The organism is Paludicola sp. MB14-C6, from assembly GCF_030908625.1.
Lineage (GTDB): Bacteria > Bacillota > Clostridia > Oscillospirales > Ruminococcaceae > Paludihabitans.
Map to the genome: position 1 here is coordinate 2,026,067 of NZ_CP133133.1, position 20,588 is coordinate 2,046,654.

The 20,588-nt window shown below is 34.0% G+C and carries 24 protein-coding genes and 1 pseudogene; 14 read left to right on the plus strand and 11 right to left on the minus strand.

Going from position 1 to position 20,588, the window contains the following annotated elements:
• The first annotated feature begins 42 nt into the window (after window positions 1-42).
• A complete protein-coding gene (locus RBG61_RS09725; protein WP_307943051.1) occupies window positions 43-615 on the plus strand; it encodes a hypothetical protein in 573 nt (190 codons plus the stop codon).
• A 322-nt stretch (window positions 616-937) separates the two neighbouring features.
• Here RBG61_RS09725 and RBG61_RS09730 read toward each other — a convergent pair whose 3' ends face one another.
• From RBG61_RS09730 to RBG61_RS09755, 6 genes are all read right to left on the minus strand, one after another.
• On the minus strand, window positions 938-2,344 hold the full coding sequence (locus RBG61_RS09730) for an aminopeptidase (protein ID WP_307943053.1): 1,407 nt from the start codon (window positions 2,342-2,344) through the stop codon (window positions 938-940).
• 3 nt (window positions 2,345-2,347) lie between these two features.
• A complete protein-coding gene (locus tag RBG61_RS09735) occupies window positions 2,348-2,932 on the minus strand; it encodes a lytic transglycosylase domain-containing protein (RefSeq protein ID WP_307943055.1) in 585 nt (194 codons plus the stop codon).
• Window positions 2,922-3,545: a dephospho-CoA kinase gene (gene coaE, locus RBG61_RS09740; RefSeq protein ID WP_307943056.1), complete on the minus strand. Its 624-nt coding sequence runs from the start codon at window positions 3,543-3,545 to the stop codon at window positions 2,922-2,924. Before coaE ends, RBG61_RS09735 begins: the two co-directional genes overlap by 11 nt.
• Complete coding sequence (locus RBG61_RS09745) at window positions 3,542-4,558, minus strand: L-threonylcarbamoyladenylate synthase (protein ID WP_307943057.1); 1,017 nt, start codon at window positions 4,556-4,558, stop codon at window positions 3,542-3,544. Before RBG61_RS09745 ends, coaE begins: the two co-directional genes overlap by 4 nt.
• Window positions 4,559-4,640: 82 nt before the next feature.
• Complete coding sequence (gene prfA / locus RBG61_RS09750; RefSeq protein WP_307943058.1) at window positions 4,641-5,714, minus strand: peptide chain release factor 1; 1,074 nt, start codon at window positions 5,712-5,714, stop codon at window positions 4,641-4,643.
• A gap of 58 nt (window positions 5,715-5,772) precedes the next feature.
• Window positions 5,773-5,994 carry a DUF951 domain-containing protein gene (locus tag RBG61_RS09755; protein ID WP_373889706.1) on the minus strand — a complete coding sequence of 74 codons (222 nt, stop codon included), beginning with the start codon at window positions 5,992-5,994 and terminating at the stop codon, window positions 5,773-5,775.
• 183 nt (window positions 5,995-6,177) lie between these two features.
• Between RBG61_RS09755 and RBG61_RS09760 the strand changes: the two genes are divergently transcribed.
• The 3 genes and pseudogenes from RBG61_RS09760 (at window position 6,178) to RBG61_RS14055 (ending at window position 9,072) form a co-directional block, all read left to right on the plus strand.
• Complete coding sequence (locus RBG61_RS09760; RefSeq protein WP_307943060.1) at window positions 6,178-6,537, plus strand: hypothetical protein; 360 nt, start codon at window positions 6,178-6,180, stop codon at window positions 6,535-6,537.
• 132 nt (window positions 6,538-6,669) lie between these two features.
• A complete protein-coding gene (locus RBG61_RS09765) occupies window positions 6,670-7,593 on the plus strand; it encodes a S1 RNA-binding domain-containing protein (RefSeq protein WP_307943062.1) in 924 nt (307 codons plus the stop codon).
• Window positions 7,594-7,717: 124 nt separating this feature from the next.
• A pseudogene (locus RBG61_RS14055) lies at window positions 7,718-9,072 on the plus strand (transposase).
• A 51-nt stretch (window positions 9,073-9,123) separates the two neighbouring features.
• Here the strand turns inward: RBG61_RS14055 and RBG61_RS09780 are convergent.
• From RBG61_RS09780 to RBG61_RS09795, 4 genes are all read right to left on the minus strand, one after another.
• Complete coding sequence (locus RBG61_RS09780) at window positions 9,124-9,972, minus strand: alpha/beta hydrolase (protein WP_307943066.1); 849 nt, start codon at window positions 9,970-9,972, stop codon at window positions 9,124-9,126.
• 129 nt (window positions 9,973-10,101) lie between these two features.
• Window positions 10,102-11,106, minus strand: a complete 1,005-nt coding sequence (locus tag RBG61_RS09785) for a hypothetical protein (RefSeq protein ID WP_307943068.1) — start codon at window positions 11,104-11,106, stop codon at window positions 10,102-10,104.
• Window positions 11,075-11,590 carry a sigma-70 family RNA polymerase sigma factor gene (locus tag RBG61_RS09790; protein WP_307943069.1) on the minus strand — a complete coding sequence of 172 codons (516 nt, stop codon included), beginning with the start codon at window positions 11,588-11,590 and terminating at the stop codon, window positions 11,075-11,077. Before RBG61_RS09790 ends, RBG61_RS09785 begins: the two co-directional genes overlap by 32 nt.
• A gap of 109 nt (window positions 11,591-11,699) precedes the next feature.
• Window positions 11,700-12,881, minus strand: a complete 1,182-nt coding sequence (locus RBG61_RS09795; RefSeq protein WP_307943070.1) for an ROK family transcriptional regulator — start codon at window positions 12,879-12,881, stop codon at window positions 11,700-11,702.
• A 196-nt stretch (window positions 12,882-13,077) separates the two neighbouring features.
• Between RBG61_RS09795 and trmB the strand changes: the two genes are divergently transcribed.
• The 9 genes from trmB to RBG61_RS09840 all read left to right on the plus strand — a co-directional run bounded on the left by trmB (window position 13,078) and on the right by RBG61_RS09840 (window position 18,802).
• Entirely contained in the window at window positions 13,078-13,776 is a 699-nt protein-coding gene (gene trmB / locus RBG61_RS09800; RefSeq protein ID WP_307943071.1) for a tRNA (guanosine(46)-N7)-methyltransferase TrmB, read from the plus strand.
• A 164-nt stretch (window positions 13,777-13,940) separates the two neighbouring features.
• Complete coding sequence (locus RBG61_RS09805; protein WP_307943072.1) at window positions 13,941-14,126, plus strand: hypothetical protein; 186 nt, start codon at window positions 13,941-13,943, stop codon at window positions 14,124-14,126.
• A 236-nt stretch (window positions 14,127-14,362) separates the two neighbouring features.
• On the plus strand, window positions 14,363-14,686 hold the full coding sequence (locus RBG61_RS09810) for a sigma factor-like helix-turn-helix DNA-binding protein (protein WP_373889743.1): 324 nt from the start codon (window positions 14,363-14,365) through the stop codon (window positions 14,684-14,686).
• A gap of 49 nt (window positions 14,687-14,735) precedes the next feature.
• A complete protein-coding gene (gene ffh / locus RBG61_RS09815) occupies window positions 14,736-16,067 on the plus strand; it encodes a signal recognition particle protein (protein ID WP_307943074.1) in 1,332 nt (443 codons plus the stop codon).
• 89 nt (window positions 16,068-16,156) lie between these two features.
• The gene (gene rpsP / locus RBG61_RS09820) at window positions 16,157-16,399 is read left to right on the plus strand and encodes a 30S ribosomal protein S16 (RefSeq protein WP_307943075.1); all 243 of its coding nucleotides are present in this window, start codon (window positions 16,157-16,159) and stop codon (window positions 16,397-16,399) included.
• 55 nt (window positions 16,400-16,454) lie between these two features.
• Complete coding sequence (locus tag RBG61_RS09825; RefSeq protein ID WP_307943076.1) at window positions 16,455-16,688, plus strand: KH domain-containing protein; 234 nt, start codon at window positions 16,455-16,457, stop codon at window positions 16,686-16,688.
• Between the two features lie 304 nt (window positions 16,689-16,992).
• Window positions 16,993-17,511, plus strand: a complete 519-nt coding sequence (gene rimM / locus RBG61_RS09830; protein WP_307943077.1) for a ribosome maturation factor RimM — start codon at window positions 16,993-16,995, stop codon at window positions 17,509-17,511.
• Window positions 17,501-18,259: a tRNA (guanosine(37)-N1)-methyltransferase TrmD gene (gene trmD, locus RBG61_RS09835; protein ID WP_307943079.1), complete on the plus strand. Its 759-nt coding sequence runs from the start codon at window positions 17,501-17,503 to the stop codon at window positions 18,257-18,259. Before rimM ends, trmD begins: the two co-directional genes overlap by 11 nt.
• Before the next feature lie 279 nt (window positions 18,260-18,538).
• Entirely contained in the window at window positions 18,539-18,802 is a 264-nt protein-coding gene (locus tag RBG61_RS09840; RefSeq protein ID WP_307943080.1) for an HPr family phosphocarrier protein, read from the plus strand.
• 90 nt (window positions 18,803-18,892) lie between these two features.
• On the opposite strand, the gene RBG61_RS09845 is transcribed toward RBG61_RS09840, so the two are convergent.
• Window positions 18,893-19,123 (minus strand): HPr family phosphocarrier protein, encoded by a 231-nt coding sequence (locus tag RBG61_RS09845; protein ID WP_307943082.1) that lies wholly within the window; start codon window positions 19,121-19,123, stop codon window positions 18,893-18,895.
• 152 nt (window positions 19,124-19,275) lie between these two features.
• Between RBG61_RS09845 and mtaB the strand changes: the two genes are divergently transcribed.
• Window positions 19,276-20,568, plus strand: a complete 1,293-nt coding sequence (gene mtaB, locus RBG61_RS09850) for a tRNA (N(6)-L-threonylcarbamoyladenosine(37)-C(2))-methylthiotransferase MtaB (RefSeq protein WP_307943083.1) — start codon at window positions 19,276-19,278, stop codon at window positions 20,566-20,568.
• Window positions 20,569-20,588 lie beyond the last annotated feature (20 nt).

Sequence of the window (20,588 nt, forward strand, 5' to 3'; positions counted from 1 at the left end):
AGAATAAAAGAAAGTAATTTAATCGTATTGTGAGGTTTTGAAATGATTTTATATCACGGAAGTAACATAGCAAACATTAAAACATTAGAACCAAAACTTGCGGATCATGATAGACTTTATATTTATTTAACTACGAAACAAATTATTTCAGCCTTTTATACCGTTAATGCAGTTGAACGCCCATACTATTGGTTTCCCTATGGATTTGATAAAGATGGGAATATCCAATATCACGAATTATATCCCAATGCTTTAAAAGAAGTATCACAAGGAAGAAAAGGATATATTTATACTGTTGATGTCGATGAAGATAAGGTAATGCCTTTTAAGAATATTCCAACAGCGAGATTAGGCACTACCCAAATGAAACCCATCGATTGCTTAGTAATTGAAGACTGCTATAATTGGTTAATGAAGCAAGAAGAAAAGGGAATATTTCAGTTATGCCGATATGAGAATAAATCAAAACAAGAGTTAGAGAATTGGTTTCAAGGACTGCTGGCATATATAACTGAAAAGAATATGATAGAGACTCCTAACTGTTCTTATGCTAAATTTGTACAAACAAAGTTTCCCCAAGTGTGGGCAAATTATGAAAAGAAGCGTTTAAAATGACTACTCTACACAAGAAACCATTGGTGGTGAAAATATGGATTTGCCAAAGCGAAAGCAAATTAAGATTAGAGGGATATGATTATTTGAATAATTGTGTATTACATTACTATATGTACATATAATCGTGAGTAGTTGTTGGGCAAAGAAATTATTATGAGCATATTATCCGAAATGAACAAGATTGCAAAGGAAAAACTCGTTACACTGGGAAGTGAATCAGATTTATTATTCTTATTAATAAAATCACAAAAATATTATTATATCAATTAGATAAAGCCGCCCTTGAAACAATCGTTTCAAGGGCGGCTTTATCTAATTGATATTAAACGTGTTTTGCGAAAGCAGTGAATGCTTTATAAGTGGAGTAAACGTCGATTTTAGATGTCATTTCGAATGGAGCATGCATAGATAATACAGGAACACCGATATCAATAACATCAACGTTTAAGTTTGCAACGTAAGCCGCAACAGTTCCGCCACCGCCTTGGTCAACTTTACCTAATTCACCATGTTGCCATAGAACGCCTTCTTTTGTAAGCATTCTGTTCACTTCGCCAACAAATTCAGCAGAAGCATCAGAAGTACCAGATTTACCTCTAGCACCAGTGTATTTTGTTACAACAACACCATAGTTTACATAAGCTACGTTTTTCTTTTCAGTAACTTCTGGGAATGTTGGGTCAAATGCAGCGTTAACATCAGCAGATAGACATTTTGAATGGGATAAAACAGTTCTGCCTTCAATGCCGAATGGCTTTGCTAAATCAGCAATAAAGTATTTTAAGTAAGAAGAGTTTAGACCTGTGTTACCGTCACTACCAACTTCTTCTTTGTCAGCTAGAATTGTAACAAGAGTACGTTTCACGTCTTTTGCTTCTAAAGTAGCTGTGAAAGATGTGTAAGCACAAACACGGTCATCTTGACCATAAGCACCAACTAAGCTGCGGTCAAAACCGATATCTTTTGCTTTGAAAGCTGGAACTAATTCTAATTCAGCAGATAAGAAATCGCTTTCAACGATATCGTATTTTTCAAAAATAGCTTTCATGATGTTTAGTTTTACTTTTTCACTTGCAGCATCATCTTTAAATGGTCTTGAACCAACAACAACGTTTAGCTCTTCACCTTTAATAGCTTCTGCAACAGTGCGTTTCATTTGATCTTGTGCTAAGTGAGGAAGTAAATCAGTAATACAGAAAACAGGATCTGTTTCGTCTTCACCTATGCAAATGGTAACTGGTGTACCATCGGCTTTAATTACAACACCATGTAATGATAAAGGCATTGCTGTCCATTGATATTTTTTAATACCGCCGTAGTAATGGGTTTTAAAGTAAGCAATTTCAGCTTCTTCGTATAGTGGTCTGCATTTTAAGTCAATTCTAGGAGAATCAATATGAGAAGCCATAATGTTTACACCTTTTTCAATTGGCTCTGTTCCATAGATAGCAAGAATTAAAGCTTTGCCACGGTTATTGTAATAAACTTTGTCACCGGCAGCATATTTTTTGTTCAATTCAAATTCAACGAAGCCATGTTTTTTTGCAGCTTCTAAAGCGTTGATAACAACTTCACGCTCTGTTTTTCCATCGTCAAGGAATTTTTTGTAGCCTTCACAATAAGCATCAACTTTTTTTAGCTCTTCATCACTAAAAATAATGCCACCGTTTTTTCTGTTAATCAAAAGCTCGTCTTGAAGTTTTTGACCAATGCTTTTTTCGTTTTCCATAACTTATTCTCCTTTATTTTCATAGATTGATTTATATTTATAATAACTTTTCATAACCTTATGCACATAATGGTCGGTATCGCTGATAGGAATTTTATCTAACGTTTTACCGTTGCTTGAATATTTCGAATCCTTTAACCAATTATTTACCGCACCTCGTCCAGCGTGATATGCTGCAATGGCTGCTTCGTAATCTTTGAATTCATCAACAAGGTAATCAAGCAAGAACGCACCATATTTTATGTTTTTGTCTGGTTCAAACATATCATCATATGATGTTTCTTTATCTTTCAGCTTAGTATTTACCCATTGATACGTATCATTCATTACTTGCATGAGACCTCTTGCACCAACGTTGGAAACCGCATCTTTTTTGAAATCACTTTCCGTTTTGATAACAGCGTAAATGAGATAGGGATCCAAATCATATTGCTTCGCATAGGTGGTTACAATGTCACTATAATCTGTTTTATAGACTAGTTTTAAAAAATGTCTTTGGCTGTATTGAATACCAACCCATCCTAAGATTACAAGTGTAATTAGAATAAGTACAATAATAATAGGTTTCCATTTGAGTTTAATTACCATTGCAACGCTCCTTTATTTGATTTGCTATGGTGTTTAATTTTGTAATCAAATCTACCGTGTTTCCATTATTATAAACAATATAGTCGGAGTGTTGAATAAAATATTCGTCGCTATGTTGCGAGTTAATTCGTAATAGCGCATTTTCTTTTGTAAGACTATCACGGCTCATGATGCGGGCAATCCGAATTTCTTGTTTTGCTAAAATCGATATAATAGTATCGCAAAGCGAATTTGCACCACTTTCAAATAGTGTAGGTGCATCGATAATAATAATTTTATAGTTTTGATTTGCCAGTTCTAAAATCTTTTGATTCAGCTTTGCTAAGATGTAGGGGAATATGGTTTCATTTAATATTTGTAGCATACCCTCATCCTTAAAAACAATGCGTGCCAGCTCTTTTCTATTTAAGGTTTGATCTTCGTTTAAAATGCTTTCGGAAAATATAGAAACCAAGTCATTTAAGCAATTGGAACCATCTGAAACCACTTCTCTTGAAAGTAAATCGCAATTGATAACGCCAAATCCAATCGAGGTAAAATAGTCACATACTGTAGTTTTTCCGGCACCGCTTTGTCCGGTTAAGCCTACGATGAAAGCATTATGTTGTCTCATAGTTGAATAACCTCAAATCCGGCAGCACGAATTAAACGATTATAGATTGCAAGTCCAATACCATTAACATCAGGCATTCTAGCATAAATACGGTCAACGCCCAAATTATCAATTGCACGTAGGCTGTTGAACAGTAGTTTTGCTTGAATAATACTATCATCTTCATCGCCAAATGTAACGCAAGGAACATCTAATTCCAATTCTTCACCGTCAAATACCATTGCACCTAAGTTTTCATCTTTATGAGCTTCGATATATTTTTTAAACTGTTCAAAGTTGCTGTCGATAATACAAACGTTTGCTCTGGGGGAATAATGTGTATGCTTCATTCCAGGAGAAGCTACTTCTTCGTCATCTGCAACTTGATGCAAAACGCCTTTGTTTACTTCTACATTAGGAACAACTTCTTTTAACATTTCAAGCGTAATTGCACCTGGGCGAAGTAAGATAACCTTGTCTTCTGCCAGTAAAACAACAGTCGATTCTAATCCAAATTCACAAGGCCCACCATCTAAAATAGCAGGTATTTTGGTATTTAAGTCATTGAATACATGGTTAGCAGTCGTCGGACTTGGGCGTCCAGATAAGTTAGCGGATGGGGCAGCAAGTGGTAGTCCTGATTCTTCAATTAGCATACAAGCCACTTTATTGGATGGGTATCGAATAGCAATTGTGCTTAAGCCCGCAGTAACTGCAAGTGGAATTTTATCGCTTTTATGAAATATCATAGTGAGTGGGCCGGGCCAAAATTTGCTTGCTAATTTATATGCTATTTGCGGAATATTTTCGACCAAATCATTGAGCATATCCATTGAATTGATATGGACAATTAGGGGATTATCTTGTGGTCGTCCTTTTGCTTTAAATATTTTTTCAACGGCATTTTCATCATACGCATTTGCAGCAAGTCCATATACTGTTTCGGTTGGCATACCAACTACTTCGCCTTTGTTTAGCAATTCAGCTGCATATGCAATGTTTTCTTCCGTTGGAATTAACACTTTTGTGTCCAAATTGTCACCTTCTTAGTCTTGATAGTCTGTAATATGGATGGGGCAAATTTCTTTGCCCCATTCTTTTTCGTATTTGTATAAATTAATCTTCGCTTGCAGCAAGTTTTAAAGCTTGATCAGCAGTGATTAAAGCATCGATGAGGTCATCAATATTTCCGTTTAGGTTATCCTCTAAGCGATATGAGGTGTAGTTGATACGGTGGTCAGTTAATCGACCTTGTGGATAGTTGTAAGTTCTAATACGTTCAGAACGGTCACCAGTACCAACTTGAGACTTTCTTTCAGCAGAAATTTTTGAATTTTGTTGTTGGATTTTTTCTTCAAGCAACTTAGAACGCAGCATTTTCATACAGTTTTCACGGTTTTGCAATTGGCTTCGCTCTGTTTGGCAAGAAACAACAACGCCGGAAGGAATGTGGGTAAGACGAACTGCAGAAGACACTTTATTTACGTTTTGTCCGCCTGCGCCGCCAGAACGGAATGCCTCCATTTGAATATCTGCCGGATTGATTTCAATATCAACTTCTTCTGCTTCCGGTAAAACTGCAACCGTTACAGTTGAAGTATGAACACGGCCTTGAGATTCAGTTTCGGGAACACGTTGTACACGATGAACGCCGCTTTCGAATTTTAATCGAGAGTATGCTCCTTCAGCATTAATAGAGAAGCTTACTTCTTTTATGCCGCCTAATTCGGTTTCGTTGATGTCGATCACTTCAACTTTCCAACCTTTTGCTTCAGCATACATAGAATACATTCTAAATAGTGAATTTGCAAATAATGCAGCCTCATCGCCACCGGCACCACCACGAATTTCAACGATAACGTTTTTATCGTCATTTGGGTCTTTCGGAAGCAGAAGGATTTTTAATTCTTCTGCTAAGATACCCATTTGCTCTTTGCTTTCGTCATATTGTTCTTGAACGATTTCTTTAAAATCCTTATCTAAACCGCCATCTTGTAACATCTCTTTTGCTTCTTCAAAAGAAGCTTTTTGCTCTTTATAGGTTATAAACTTCTCAACAACAGGAGTTAGGTTTTTATATTCTTTCATTAGTTGCTTATATTGTTGATTGTCGTTAATAATATTAGGGTCCATTAGTTTTTCGTTGATTTCATCAAAACGTTTTTGGGTTAATTCAAGTTTGTCAAACATGTAAAATATCTCCGTTCAAAATTAGAATAAATTTAAATTTTAAAAATAATAAGCGTTGCTATGTCTCTTCACGTACCACACGTTTGATATTTTTTTCAATTTTATTTCGTGGTACCATAAATTCATGATTACATTTTTCGCAACGTAATTTAAAATCCATTCCAATACGAAGGACTCTAAATTTATTTTCACCGCAGGGATGATTTTTTTTCATAATAAGCTGGTCATTTAATTGGATATCCACTATTACAAAACCTCCATGCAAATTATCATATTTCATTTATTATACCACTAAATAATAAGTATTTGCAATGTTTTTTAATGAAACTTAATCCAATAATTCTTAGTTTATATAAAGATGATATGGTTATTTCGCTAATTCTTACACGTACTAAACTAATTTTAAATGGAGAAACTAATTATGTGGATATATTGATTCGTCAAAACCAAAGGAGGAAACAAGATGAATAAAACAATTATAGCACAGTTTGATTCAATCGATATGGCAACAATAGCTGCAAGAAATGTTATGAATCGCATTAAAGGAATTATGGATGTTAAAATAGCTTATAAAAGTTCAGAGTCTTTTCATGAAGATGAAGTATTTTCCGATTTTTTTACCCCGCCAACTTTAGTGAATGGTGTATTATTTGATAATTCCTCAATTTTACCTATTAACTATAATGCAATTGGTGAAAAAGAACATGAAAGCCATGCACCAAGAGGTATTCGTGTGGAGATAAAAACAAGCAATGAAAACGTACAAAACATTAAATCTAATTTAAGAACCTACGGTGGTCATAGCATAAAGGAATTTTCATAATTTTTTTGATGGCGATGGCATAATATTTTTTTGCTCCTCATATGATGATATAGACAAAGCTATTGACGAGCTTTCAATAGCTTAAACTAAACTGATAACATTGGTTTAGTATAAAAAAGAGGAGGTTATAAAATGGAAAAATATTTACCTGAAGGATATCAAACTACCATAGGACAACAATGTTGCTTTAAAAATATGCAGCAAGTAAACGATGCATTAGCAACAGGCAAAATTTTGGAGGCAAGGGCAATTGTATGCGATAGTGAACATAATTTAATTGTGGATTTAGGATTTATGAAGGGAATTATTCCAAGAGAAGAGTGCGCAATAGGTATTAGTGAAGGAGTAACACGTGATATTGCAATTATTTCAAGAGTTAATAAACCCGTGTGTTTTAAAATAACCTCAATCAAATCGGATGTTAAGTTCAAACCATATGCTATTCTTTCAAGAAAATTAGTACAATTGGAATGTCAAGATGAGTATATTGGTAAGCTGACACCAGGAGATGTAATCAAGGGAAAAATCACACATCTAGAGCCTTTTGGCTGCTTTGTTGATATTGGTTGCGGTATTATTTCACTTTTACCTATTGACGCTATTTCAGTTTCTCGTATCTCCCATCCAAAGGATCGGTTTACAATTGGCCAAAATATTAACGTTGTTGTAAAATCTATTGCGGAAGACGGAAAGATCTGTTTATCACATAAAGAATTACTTGGTTCTTGGGAAGAAAATGCGAGCCGATTCAGTAATGGGGAAACGGTTGCAGGTATTATTCGATCTGTAGAAAGCTATGGCGTTTTTGTGGAGTTAGCACCTAATCTTGCAGGCCTTGCAGAATTGAAAGATGGTGTGCAGGTAGGTCAGCACGCCAGCGTATACATAAAAAGCTTAATTCCGGAACGAATGAAAATTAAGTTAATTATTGTTGATGCGTTTGATGCTCCATATCAAAATGAAGAATTTGAGTATTATATTACGAGTGGACATATTGAACGATTCCAATATTCGCCGGACTCAAGCCCGAAAGTAATTGAAACTATATTTGAATAACATAAGAAAGCTACTACAAAGTAAAGTTTTGTAGTAGCTTTCAGCTTGTAGAAAAAGTCTCCTAAATTCGATGATTTAGGGGACTTTTGACGCGAAAAATGGTATAATTAAATAGGGTGATTAAATGTTAGTTAAAGCTAAAAAAGACCGAACACAAGTAGAGTTTTTGTGCTTAGAAGAATTTATTCCAGCAGAACATTTGCTTAGAAAAATAGATAGTGCAGTGGATTTCTGTCATATATATGATTTCGTAGAGGATTTGTATTGTAAAGATAATGGAAGACCAAGCATAGACCCAGTAGTACTAATCAAAATGGTCTTAATACAACATTTGTATGGAATAAGTTCGTTGCGCAAATTGGTAGAAGAAGTACAAATGAACTGTGCATATCGTTGGTTTTTAGGATATTTAATGACAGAACAAATACCTCACTTTACAACAATAAGTTATGCCTTTAAACATAGATTTAACGAGAATACTATTGCATGCATTTTCAACTGGATATTGAATGAAATCAATGATATGGGATATCTTGACCCAGAGGTGGTATTTGTAGATGGAACCCATATAAAAGCAAATGCAAATATAAAAAAGGTTGTAAAGAAATCAATCCCCGTAGCAGCAAAACATTATGAGAAACAACTAATGGACGAAATCAATAAAGATAGAGAAGAACATAAAAAAAAGCCATTTGACGATACAAAGCCACCTAAAATAGAAGAAAAAATCATCAATGAATCAACCACTGACCCTGAAAGCGGTGTATTTCATAAAGGAGAGCATAAGAAATGCCTTGCGATGATTTGTATGATAAATTAAAAGAAAACCACCCCGAAATCCAAACAATAGTGGCAGATAGTGCCTACAATACTCCCTATATTGCAAAAAGACTTATAGATGATGGAAAAGATTTATTAGTACCATATCGTAGACCAATGACAAAACAAGGCTTTTTTAAGAAATATGATTTTTCATATGATGAATATTTTGACTGTGTAGTATGTCCAAACAATAAAGTTTTACACTATTCCACCACGAATAGAGAAGGATACAAAGAATTTAAAAGCAATCCAAACGACTGTAAAATCTGTGGGTTTCGTTACAAATGCACTGAAAGTAAAGAATTCCAGAAACAATACACAGTTCATGTTTGGCATGAGTACTTAGAGCAAGTTTCAGATATTCGTTATGCAATAAAATACAAAGATCTTTATGCACAGCGAAAAGAAACGATTGAGCGAGTTTTTGCTGATGCGAAAGAAAAATACGCAATGCGTTATACACCTTATCGAGGTCTTGCCCAAGTAACAAACTGGGTTAGGCTTAAATTTGCGTGCATGAACCTTAAAAAGCTGGCAATACATAAGTGGAGGGTGAACTCTCCTTTTTGTATCCTTTCCACTTTTTTCAAATTTTCAACCATATATTCAAAAGCCCGACTTTGGTTACGCCAAAATCGGGCTTTTTCTTCAGACTGAAAGCTACTACAAAGTAAAGTTTTGTAGTAGCTTTTTGGTAGGTATTTAAAATCATTTTTTTATTAGCGAAATAAAGAAATCAACAAAGCTTTCTTTATTTTCATTACATTCAGGCGTGTAAAGCTTTACCGATACACCACATTGACAACATCGATCATATACTTGTTTTGAAAAAACTTGTGCATGTAATAAATCATTTGTGTTATCTGAGTTCACACTGCAGTTAATATAAATAGGTGGCGTATTTGAGCTAATGTGGTCAATAAGGTCTAAGAAAGAACGATATTGAACAACTTGTTCGTTAAAAAAATCATTTTCACTTCGAATAGAGGAATGGTATACTAAATCTAAACTATAATTTGGGCAAAAATCAAATTGATTTTGAAATAAAATGATATCATTAGGTGAAACATTTAATAGTTTTGCCCATTTATAAAAGTCATATGTAGATTGGGTATCGTAAAGACCGGCTGCCATAATAGTTGCATCAGCCGGGAGATGAAATGTGGCTGTTTCATCTTGTGAATGATTGTTGATACCGGCAAGAAATAAGCTCGCTCCTGCACCTGCAGAACAACCATAACATCCAATTTGATTTGGGCTAATGTTGAACTCTTGTGCATTCTTTTTCAAAAAAGAAATAGCATTTGCAATATCGGATAAAATTTCATGAAGCGGTTTATGCATAATGAAAGGATAATTGATAGTGGCATAAGAAATAGTATTATTTAGACATTGTTCTTTATCTTCTTTGGGATAATCGGATTTATCACCCATAATAAATCCACCACCATGAATGTATACAATCAACGGAGTTGGTTTATCGGAATTAGCTCGAAAGAAATCGAATTTATGTCTTTCATGAGTACCGTAGCTACCGTTTATCACATCTTGAAACATGAAAAATTCCCCATTTCTTTTATTGATATGATAGAAATTATAGCCTTTTATGACTTGAAAAGCAAGAGAAATAGAAGAATTTTTATAGGATGTTTATAGGGTGCCGAATGGCACCCTTTTCAAGTTACTTTATGAATTTAAAGGTATCTTTTCATCTCCAATTTCTATATATTTTACTTTACCAGGGTCAATTATCGATTGGAATACTTCTTGTGCTTCAATGAAATAATTCGTATTTCCAAAGCCAGTTTCATCATATCGTCCTAACATATTAAGTGGAATATCCACTCCATCATACCGAATCGTTGGCTTCTCTTTTTGCTCCATGCTCCAACATGGTTTATTTAGTGATTCTAATTTAGCTTGTGTAGGAGTTGTTGCAAAATCAAATTTCACATATGCGGTAAATGGCGATAGTTCTAGACTTTGTATAATTAAATCAGTATCATTAAAAGTCACTGGTTCATTAAGAGTATAAACTTGCGTTAAATCTGTATAGTCTAGCGTAAATTCTAGTTTCCAAGGCTCACTGGATAAAGATGTTTGATTTTCAGTTAATGCTTTTGTTATTCCTTTGCCCTTTAGAATAACAGTTTGCCCAATAAGAGGAGTGTCTGAATAAATTAAATACTCTTCTAAGTTCATATTCGCAAATTTTTCTTTTGAGAGATCTTCATTAGGACCACCACAAGAACTAGTGGGTGTGTTTTCCACTTCGTAATCAAAGGATGTCATTGCACGATTGCTAATTTTATTACCGCTTTTTAAAGAAAGTTCAATTAAAAATTCTGCTCGATGTTTATAACCAATTATTCCAACTACTTTTATAATATAATTTCCACTTGTAGTAGAAGCAATTACATTTTTAGATGCTTGCTCAATTAACTGCTCTTTATATTTGGTATTTGCATTATAACCCTTTTTAAACCAATCCACACTATTGAACACACCAGTCGCTCCAACTGTAACGCAAGAAAGTACTAGAATCGCAGCTATGAGCAAAACAAACATCCTTTTATTCAATCGTCGGATTGGTTTTATTTTATCAGTATTTAATTTCTCTATCAGAGATTCTATTACTTTATCCGATACTATTACATTTCTAAACGCTTTGTGATACTGTTCTTTGTTCATCAGAATAGCTCCTTTCCAGTTTCACTTTTAACAAGCTTCTTGCACGTTGTAGTCTTGTTTGAATGGTTGTTTCCTTTGTTCCTGTTAGTTTTGCAATCTCTTTAATGGAATAGTCTTCGTAGTAGTAAAGATGAATTGCAATGCGATATTTTTCGGGTAACGCTAAAACAGCATAAAATAATTCACTATCTTCTTTGGCTTCAAAGACAAAAACATCATCTAATGGTTGGGACTTTTTAAACCAAGCAGATGATAATAGATTTTTTGATTTGTTGATGGTAACTCGTATAAACCAAGCTTTTTCATGTTCTTTATTTTCAAAGGCTGGCTTTGATTTTAAATATTGTAAAAATACTTCCTGAAACAAGTCGTCTGCATCTGCTTTGTTTTTGGAATAGGTAAAAGCAATTTTGTAAACAGTATCTTTGTACTGATTAACCATATGCTGAAATTGTTCTTTTTCCGTTTCTGGTATAGATTCCATTTGCAAAACCTCCTTTGCTAAGAAAACAAATCAAATACCATAAATATCACAAATTATTTATGGGTAAACAATAAGGGTGCCGTTCGGCACCCTTACGCTATGTTTCATATTAAGAAATTAAATTATTGATAATGTAATCAATACCGCATTTGAAAGCACCATACATGGCTGAATTGCTGTACATCGGTGTTTTGACTTCGGTTTTGTTAAAATCAATACGCTCAAATATTTTTACAAATTCATCAATAAAAATATGGCCGAATCGAGAGAATTCTCCCCCGATAATAATCATATCAAGATCAAGTGTAAATGCAATATTACATACTGTTGAGCTTACTTTTTTTGCAATGAACTTAGCGTAATTCACACAAAATTCATCGCCTGTTTGGGCTGCAGTAATCAACGCATCCAAAGAAAGCTTTCTTGAAAATAATTTATCTGCGATCATTGATTTTTGTGCGTCCTCTTTGTTAAACTCTATGTATTCATGAATACCTTCATAAGAAAGAAAATCTTTTAAGAAAACATACTTGCCTTTCATTTCATCATATAAAGTCGTGTTGGCTAGCTCACCGCCATAATTATGTGAACCTTCATATAATTGGCTGTTTAAAATAATTCCGCCTCCAACAGCAACTCCCGCCCAAACGAACATTAAATTATTGGCCTCTTTACCTACACCAAAATATTTCTCTCCGAGTGCTGCTAGGTTAATATCGTTTTTAACAACAATTTTATTTGGAAAGTTTGTTAAGAATATTTCAGCAAGATTTATGATGTCGCCGTTACCACATTCAAAACGAAGATGCTTGTCATCATAAGCAATAGTAGGAGCTGTTAAAACAAAAATTCCAATCCGATCTGTTGATATATTATATTTAGCTAGAATATTTTGTAGTTCTTTTGGAAATTGCTCATACATCGTTTCTTTTGAAAAATCTTCACCTAAATGAACCATTTCATTAAAAATGATTTCACAATAAAGATTACATAAGGCTACTGAAACAATATTTTTAGTATAAAAGCTAATAAAGTCGAACGCTAAAACATATTGAAAATTACGATTAAAATCTATAAGCATAGGTTTCTTACCAATATCTATTTCGCCATATCCTATTTCTTGTAACAAATTCATTTCTAATAGTTCGGCAATATTTGCAGAAACAGTAGGCTTACTGATTTTTAATACTTTCGATAAATCCGCCCTTGAGATTGGACCGTTTTCAATGATATAATTCGTAATAGCACGTTGATTATTTTTCTTTAGCAGAGTTTGATTTCCTGCTTTCATTTTAACACCCCTGTCTCTATCATTAAAAGAATTTTATACTAAATATTATAGCTTTGTATGCAGCAAATGTCAACAAAAGTAAAAATATCTTTTCATTTCCGTTACTTGTCAAATTAGTATTCTTTTTGTTATAATAAAACAGTTGATAAAATCAAATAAAAAGATATATGGAATTCAAATTAGGAGCGTAAATCATATGCGAATGAGAACAAAAAAATGGGCTAGGCCGGAATTGGAAGTTTGCCCTTTTTATTTAAAAGCACCTCAAGATAATAAGGGAAAGTGGAAGTATGCTTATAAAAAGCAACAACCACTGTGGCTAGAGCTTGGCTGTGGAAAAGGATATTTTTTAGCACAAATTGCTTCAGAAAATCAAGATAAAAACTTTTTAGCAATTGACCTAAGCAGTGATATGCTTGGCTTAACCAAACGGAATATTGAAAAAATGTATGCAGAAAAAAAGCTACCGACTGAAAATGTAATGATAACATGGCAGAATATTGAAAGAATAAAGAATATTATAGATGGAGATATATTTGAACGTATCTATATTAACTTTTGCAATCCTTGGCATAAACCGAGCCAATATAAAAAAAGGCTTACTCATCCACGTCAGTTAATGAATTATCGTGAGTTCTTACAAAATGACGGTGAGATATGGTTTAAAACAGATGATGATGGATTATTCAATCATTCTTTAGGTTATTTTGAAGAATGTGGTTTTGAAATAATTTATAAAACATATGATTTGCATGAGAGCGGGTTTGAGCCGAACTATATAACAGAGCATGAAGAGATGTATACAAAAGAGGGTATCAAAATCAAATTTTTGATTGCTAAAAAAGTAAAGCTTGTAGTAAGCGAGTCAAACGTAGAACTCCAGAAAGAGTGCTAAAATATGTAGCATGTGGCGGGATGAATTGGAAAGCAGATGCATTTTAAATATCATTTGCATATAATAAATAGATAATCAGCATTTTAATTCAAGATCTTTATTTATGGATACAATTGTGGTAATTTTATCATATAAGTTCAATATGATGTAATGAGGCGATTATTATGGCTTTTCATTCTCTAAGTCTACTTGCCATGATTGGCATTTTTATTTTACTATCGTTTGTTTTTTGGCTATGGGCAAAGTTTGTTGATGCACATATAAATGGTACAGTCAACAACAAAGGTATAGATAAATTGATAACACCAAATAAACAAAATCAAAAAAATTCAACGCCAAAATCGGACTAATGAAAAGGCGACTATTACGAACCATCATGTTTGTTCATCATGAATAAACATGATAAAATTAATACAAATTAATTGTCGAGAAAAAAACTTGCTTTTGCAATTATTTTTCTTGACAATTTTTATTTAATCCAGTATAATGTCCATTGTAAAGAAAAATGCTTTACAATAAATTTTAAGGAGACGATCTTGTGAGTAAAAATCTAGATGTAGCAGTATTACTCGATTTTTACGGCGATATGTTAACTGAAAAGCAACGTGATGTCATAGATTTATACTATAATCAAGACTTATCCTTAAGTGAAATAGCAGAACACGAAGGTATTACAAGGCAAGGCGTTCGGGATAGTATTAAACGTGGCGAGGTTTATTTGTTTGAATTAGAAGACAAGCTTAAGGTCTTTGAAAATTACATAGAAACTCAAAAGATAATTCAAAGCATTAAATATGTCGCCGATCGTATTTCTGCGGAAAACAAAACCTATAACTACTCCAATATTATTACAGAGAATATTAACCAAATTAACTCTATTATAGAGAATTACCTACACAAAACATCATAGTTTGTTTGGTATAAGAGCATTCGCAACTTGGTGAAAGGAATGATTTTATTTGGCATTTGAAGGCTTATCCGATAAGCTTGCCCTTGCGTTTAAAAAGCTAAAGTCTAAGGGTAAACTAAACGAAGGCGATATTAAAGAAGCAATGCGAGAAGTAAAGATGGCATTGTTAGAAGCAGACGTAAGTTATAAAGTTGTTCGTGACTTTGTGAAAACAGTAAGTGAGCGTTGCGTTGGCGTTGAAGTATTAGAAAGTTTAACTCCTGCACAGCAAGTAATCAAGATTGTAAATGATGAACTTTGTGCGTTAATGGGTTCTGAAAACAAAAGAATTAACATTCCATCAAAGCTGCCATGTATCATTATGATGTGTGGTTTGCAAGGTGCAGGTAAAACAACTCATGCAGGTAAATTAGCAAAATATTTTTTAAAGCAAGGTAGAAGACCAATGCTGATTGCTGCGGATATTTACCGTCCGGCTGCGATTGATCAGTTAAAAGTAGTAGGTTCACAAGCAGGTGTTCCTGTGTTTGAAATGGGACAAATTGATCCTGTTACAATCGCAAAAGAAGGTATTAAGCATGCCAAAGACCATGGTAACGATATTGTTATTATTGATACCGCCGGTCGTTTGCATATAGATGAAGCTTTAATGGACGAGCTGAAGCGTATTAAAGCAGAAGTAAATCCAAGCGAAATTATGTTAGTGGTTGACGCAATGACAGGTCAAGATGCAGTCAATGTTGCTGGTTCTTTTAATGAAGCTTTAGGCATTGATTCCGTTATTTTAACCAAGCTTGACGGTGATACTAGGGGCGGTGCAGCACTTTCTGTGCTTGCTGTAACAGGAAAGCCTGTGAAGTTCTCCGGTATTGGTGAAAAGTTGGATGATTTAGAACCATTCCATCCTGAGCGTATGGCGTCAAGAATTCTTGGTATGGGCGATGTGCTTACCTTAATTGAAAAAGCGCAAACCTCATTTGACCAAAAGAATGCAGATAAGATGCTCAAGAAGATGAAAGACAAAAGCTTTGATATGGATGACTTGTTAGAGCAAATGTATCAAATCAAGAAAATGGGCTCTTTGAAGTCAGTTATGTCGATGATTCCGGGTGTTGGTAACAAAATTAACGACATGGATATTGATGAAAGACAACTATTACGTGTGGAAGCAATTATTACTTCTATGACAAAAGAGGAACGCAAAAAACCGTCTATCATTAACCCAAATAGAAAACGTCGTATTGCGGCGGGTTCTGGGACTAAGGTTGAAGATGTTAACCGTATTTTAAAACAATTTGAGCAAATGCAAAAAATGATGAAACAATTTTCAGGCATGGGCAAAAAGGGCAAACGTAGAATGATGCCGAATATGCCATTTTAAATTGCTTTTTCTCTTGTGAAACACGTCGCATGACTTTTGTTATTACAAGGTGAAATATATAAATATAAAATTTGGAGGTGTAGTTAATAATGGCTGTTAAAATTAGATTACGTCGTATGGGCGCTAAAAAAGCTCCTTTTTATCGTATTGTAGTTGCAGATTCAAGATACCCAAGAGATGGTAGATTTATTGAGGAGATTGGTTACTATGATCCTACTAAAAACCCATCTATCGTAAAAGTTGATGCTGACAAAGCAAAAGAGTGGATCGCAAACGGTGCACAACCAACTGATACAGTGAAAAAGCTTCTAAAAGACAATGGTGCTATCTAGTATTTGTTATTCAAACCTGTAATATTGCTTTTTATTAAGCGAAGGAGGGTTTTTCATGAAAGAATTATTGGAAGTTATCGCACAAGGGCTTGTAAATGACAAAGATGCTGTTCAAGTAACAGTAGATGAAGCAAATGAAGAAGGTCTTGTTGTATACCATCTTCATGTTAGTCCAGACGATATGGGAAGAGTTATCGGTAAGCAAGGACGTATTGCGAAAGCACTTCGCATTGTAATGCGTGCTTCTGCAACTCGACTCAATCAAAAAATCGCAGTTGAAATCGACTAATTTATTGATTTTGCGAATTTATTTGGGAAGCATTTTGCTTCCCATTTTAATTATATAAATATAGTTTTCATTAGAATGTGGGAATACTGTTTTTATACTAATTTTATTTAAAATAGTGGTAGATTATTTTAAATAAAATTAGTATAATATTCTTTTATCATAAAAATATAAAAATGAGTTTCGGTTAGCCAATCTTAAAAACAAGATTTTTAACGGGTGCAGCTTTGTGATATTATCATTTGGTTATGAACTACTTTGAATACTATCACAAATAGCACATAAGCAGAAGGGAATGAACATTTGCATGAAAAAACAATATCTGGAAATTGGACAAATTGTATCGACACAAGGAATTAAAGGCGAAGTTCGAGTTCAACCATGGTGTGATTATGCGGAGTTTTTATTAGATTTCGATTTATTATATTTTGACCAAGGCAAAGCTGAAGTGGAGATAGAAAATGCACGTGTCCAAAAAAACGTAGTCGTGATGAAATTAAAGGGAATGGATACCGTAGAGCAAGCGCAAAAGCTCCGCAATAAGGTGTTGTTTATGAACCGAGATGACATTGAATTAGAAGATGAAGTTTATTTCGTGCAAGATTTAATAGGGCTTAAAGTAGTTGATAAAGATGATCCGAGCATTGAATATGGTGAACTTGTTGAAGTAAGCCAAACAGGTGCGAACGATGTATATCATATTAAATTTGCAGACGGTAGTATTAAGCTTATTCCTGCAATTCCTAGTGTTGTTATCACAACTGATATTGAGAATAACGTGATGGAAATTCGACCATTGAAAGGCTTGTTTGACGATGAGGATTGATATAGCAACTTTGTTTGTTGAAATGTGCGAAAGCGTATTAAATGAAAGTATTATCGGTAGAGCACGCAAAAATGGTTTTGTTGAATTTTGCTGTCATAATATTCGAGATTATACCAACGATAAGCATCGACGGGTTGATGATACCCCATATGGTGGGGGAAAAGGTATGGTAATGCAGGCTGATCCAATTTATAAATGTTATGAGGATGTTTGCGAGAAGATTGGCAAAAAGCCATATGTAATTTATATGTCTCCGCAAGGAAATGTTTTAACACAGCAAAAATGCATTGCTTTGTCTAAAATGGACAACGTAATGCTGATTTGCGGTCATTACGAAGGTGTTGACGAACGTGTTATCGAAGAAATCGTAGATGAAGAAATCTCTATAGGAGATTATGTATTAACCGGTGGAGAATTACCTGCACTGGTGCTTTGCGACTCTGTTGCAAGACTTTGCGAGGGCGTTTTATCGGGCGAAGAATGCTATGAAGAAGAAAGTCATTTTAATGGCTTGTTGGAATATCCGCAATATACTCGTCCTGAGGTTTGGAAAGATAGAAAAGTACCTGAAGTGTTGCTGTCTGGACATCATAAAAACATTAATGAATGGCGGCAAAAACAGAGATTGAGCCGTACTTTAATAAAGCGCCCCGATATGCTAAAGCAATATCATTTTACAAAGCTTGATTCTAAGTTGTATGCTCAAATAGAGGAAGAACAAAAAAGCAACGAAATGATAAGCAAATAATAAACATATTTCTATAATAAACCCATATTGTTAATTTGTTATTGGCAATTAGTAGCGAAATGTTGAAAACTTTATGTGAAAGTTGCACAATCTTAGACGGTTTATTTTTCGTTATAAAGCTAAAAAGCAGAAAATATCAAGTTTTGGTATTTTCGTTGTCAGAATGCGTTGACGAAGTCTTTTTATGTGCTATAATTAAGTTAAACAAATGCGAATTATTTTGTAATTACATTAAACAAAAATGATAGAATATTATTAGTTAAAAAGGAGATCATTTTCATGTACGTTAAAGAGGTAAAGGTTCAAAATCAAGTTGGTTTGCATGCACGTCCTGCAACATTTTTTATACAAAAAGCCAATGAATTCAAAGCATCTATTTGGGTTGAAAAAGAAGAACGCAGAGTAAATGCAAAAAGCTTATTAGGTGTATTATCTTTAGGTATTGTTGGTGGAACAGATATTAAAATCATCGCTGATGGTGTAGATGAGCAATCTGCAGTTGATGGTCTTGTAAAATTAGTTGAATCCGGATTTACTGATTAATAGTGATAAAAATAAAAGGGTTGCATAGCAACCCTTTTATTTATGCCCAATAAACGAAAAGTGCACTGTTGGTGCACTTTAACATTTGTATTATTCAACAATGAAATCTTTGATTTCAGCAAAGAAAGCATCAGCATTATCTGTGTGAGCATCTAATTTAATTGGTTTAGAAATATCTAAGCTGAAAATACCCATAATAGATTTTGCATCAATTGCATATCTGCCGGAAATTAAGTCTACATCAAAGTCATATTTCCCAACAGTATTAACAAATGTTTTTACGTCATTGATAGTGTTTAATCTAATTGTTACAGATTTCATAATTGTCCCTCCAAGTTTTATTTATGACACTTTACTATATTTAAACTATAACAGCACTTTATCTTTTAGTCAACTGCTAATTGTAAAAACTATAAAAATCCGATATAATTATTTAGGATAGTAATTAATAATGAAAAAGAAATGGTGTTAAAATGAGAATTGCTTTTTATACCTTAGGATGTAAGGTAAACCAATATGAAACGGAAATCCTAGCAAACCGTTTTGCAAACGACGGATTTGACATCGTAGATATAGAGGATGAAGCAGATGTATATGTGATTAACTCTTGTACGGTTACTGCTTCAGGCGATAAAAAAACCAAACAAGTCATAAGGCGCTTTAAACGAGTTAATCCGAATGCCATCGTAGCACTAACAGGTTGCTTCCCACAAGCTTTTCCCGATGAAGCAAATTTAATTCCTGAAGCCGATATTATTCAAGGTTCTTATAATCGAGCAGCTTTGCTGCCAAACGTAAAAAAAGCATTACAAACAAGAGAACGTATTGTAGACATCACTCCTCATCAAAAAGGGGAAGCATTTGAGCCAATGAAAGCGACTAGGTTTATGGAAAGAACGAGAGCTTTTGTGAAAATTGAGGATGGGTGTGATCGCTACTGCAACTATTGTATTATTCCCAAAGCAAGAGGACCTATACGTTCCAAAACGATAGAAGATATTCAATCCGAAGTAACTGGGCTGGTTCAAAACGGCTATAAGGAATTTGTTTTAGTCGGAATTAACTTAAGCTCTTATGGTAAGGATATGGAACCATTACGATTAATAGACGCAATCGAGGCGGTTTCCTCAATTAATGGAGTGGAACGTGTGCGTTTAGGTTCATTAGAACCAGAGCTATTGAGTGATGATGATTTAATGCGAATGAGTAAAATTCCTCAATTTTGCGACCAATTCCATTTATCCTTGCAAAGCGGCTGTGACCAAACATTAAAACGAATGAATCGTCATTATGATTCAGCTGAGTATTATGAAATTGTAAGCAAAATTCGCTCTATTTTTGATAATCCCGCAATTACAACGGATATTATGGTTGGATTTGCAGGAGAAACTGAACAAGAGTTCGAAGCTTCTTTAGCATTTGCAAAAAAAGTACAATTTGCGAAAGCTCATGTGTTTGCATATTCGATTCGTCAAGGAACAAAAGCTGCTACTATGGAGAATCAAGTGGACAAGCATACAAAAGAAAATCGAAGCAAGCAAATGATAGAAGTCACTAAGCTTACCCAGCAAGATTTCTTAAAAACGCAAATAGGAACTACCCAAGAAGTCTTATTTGAAACTCCACATGGTGAAAATGAATATGTGGGGTATACCAAGAATTATACAAAAGTAATTGTGAAAAGCAATGAAAATATTTGTGGTGAAATTAAAACTGTAACTTTAAGTTCTGCTTATGAAGAACACTGCCAAGGCGAAATACTATAATCGAATAAAACCGATAGGTA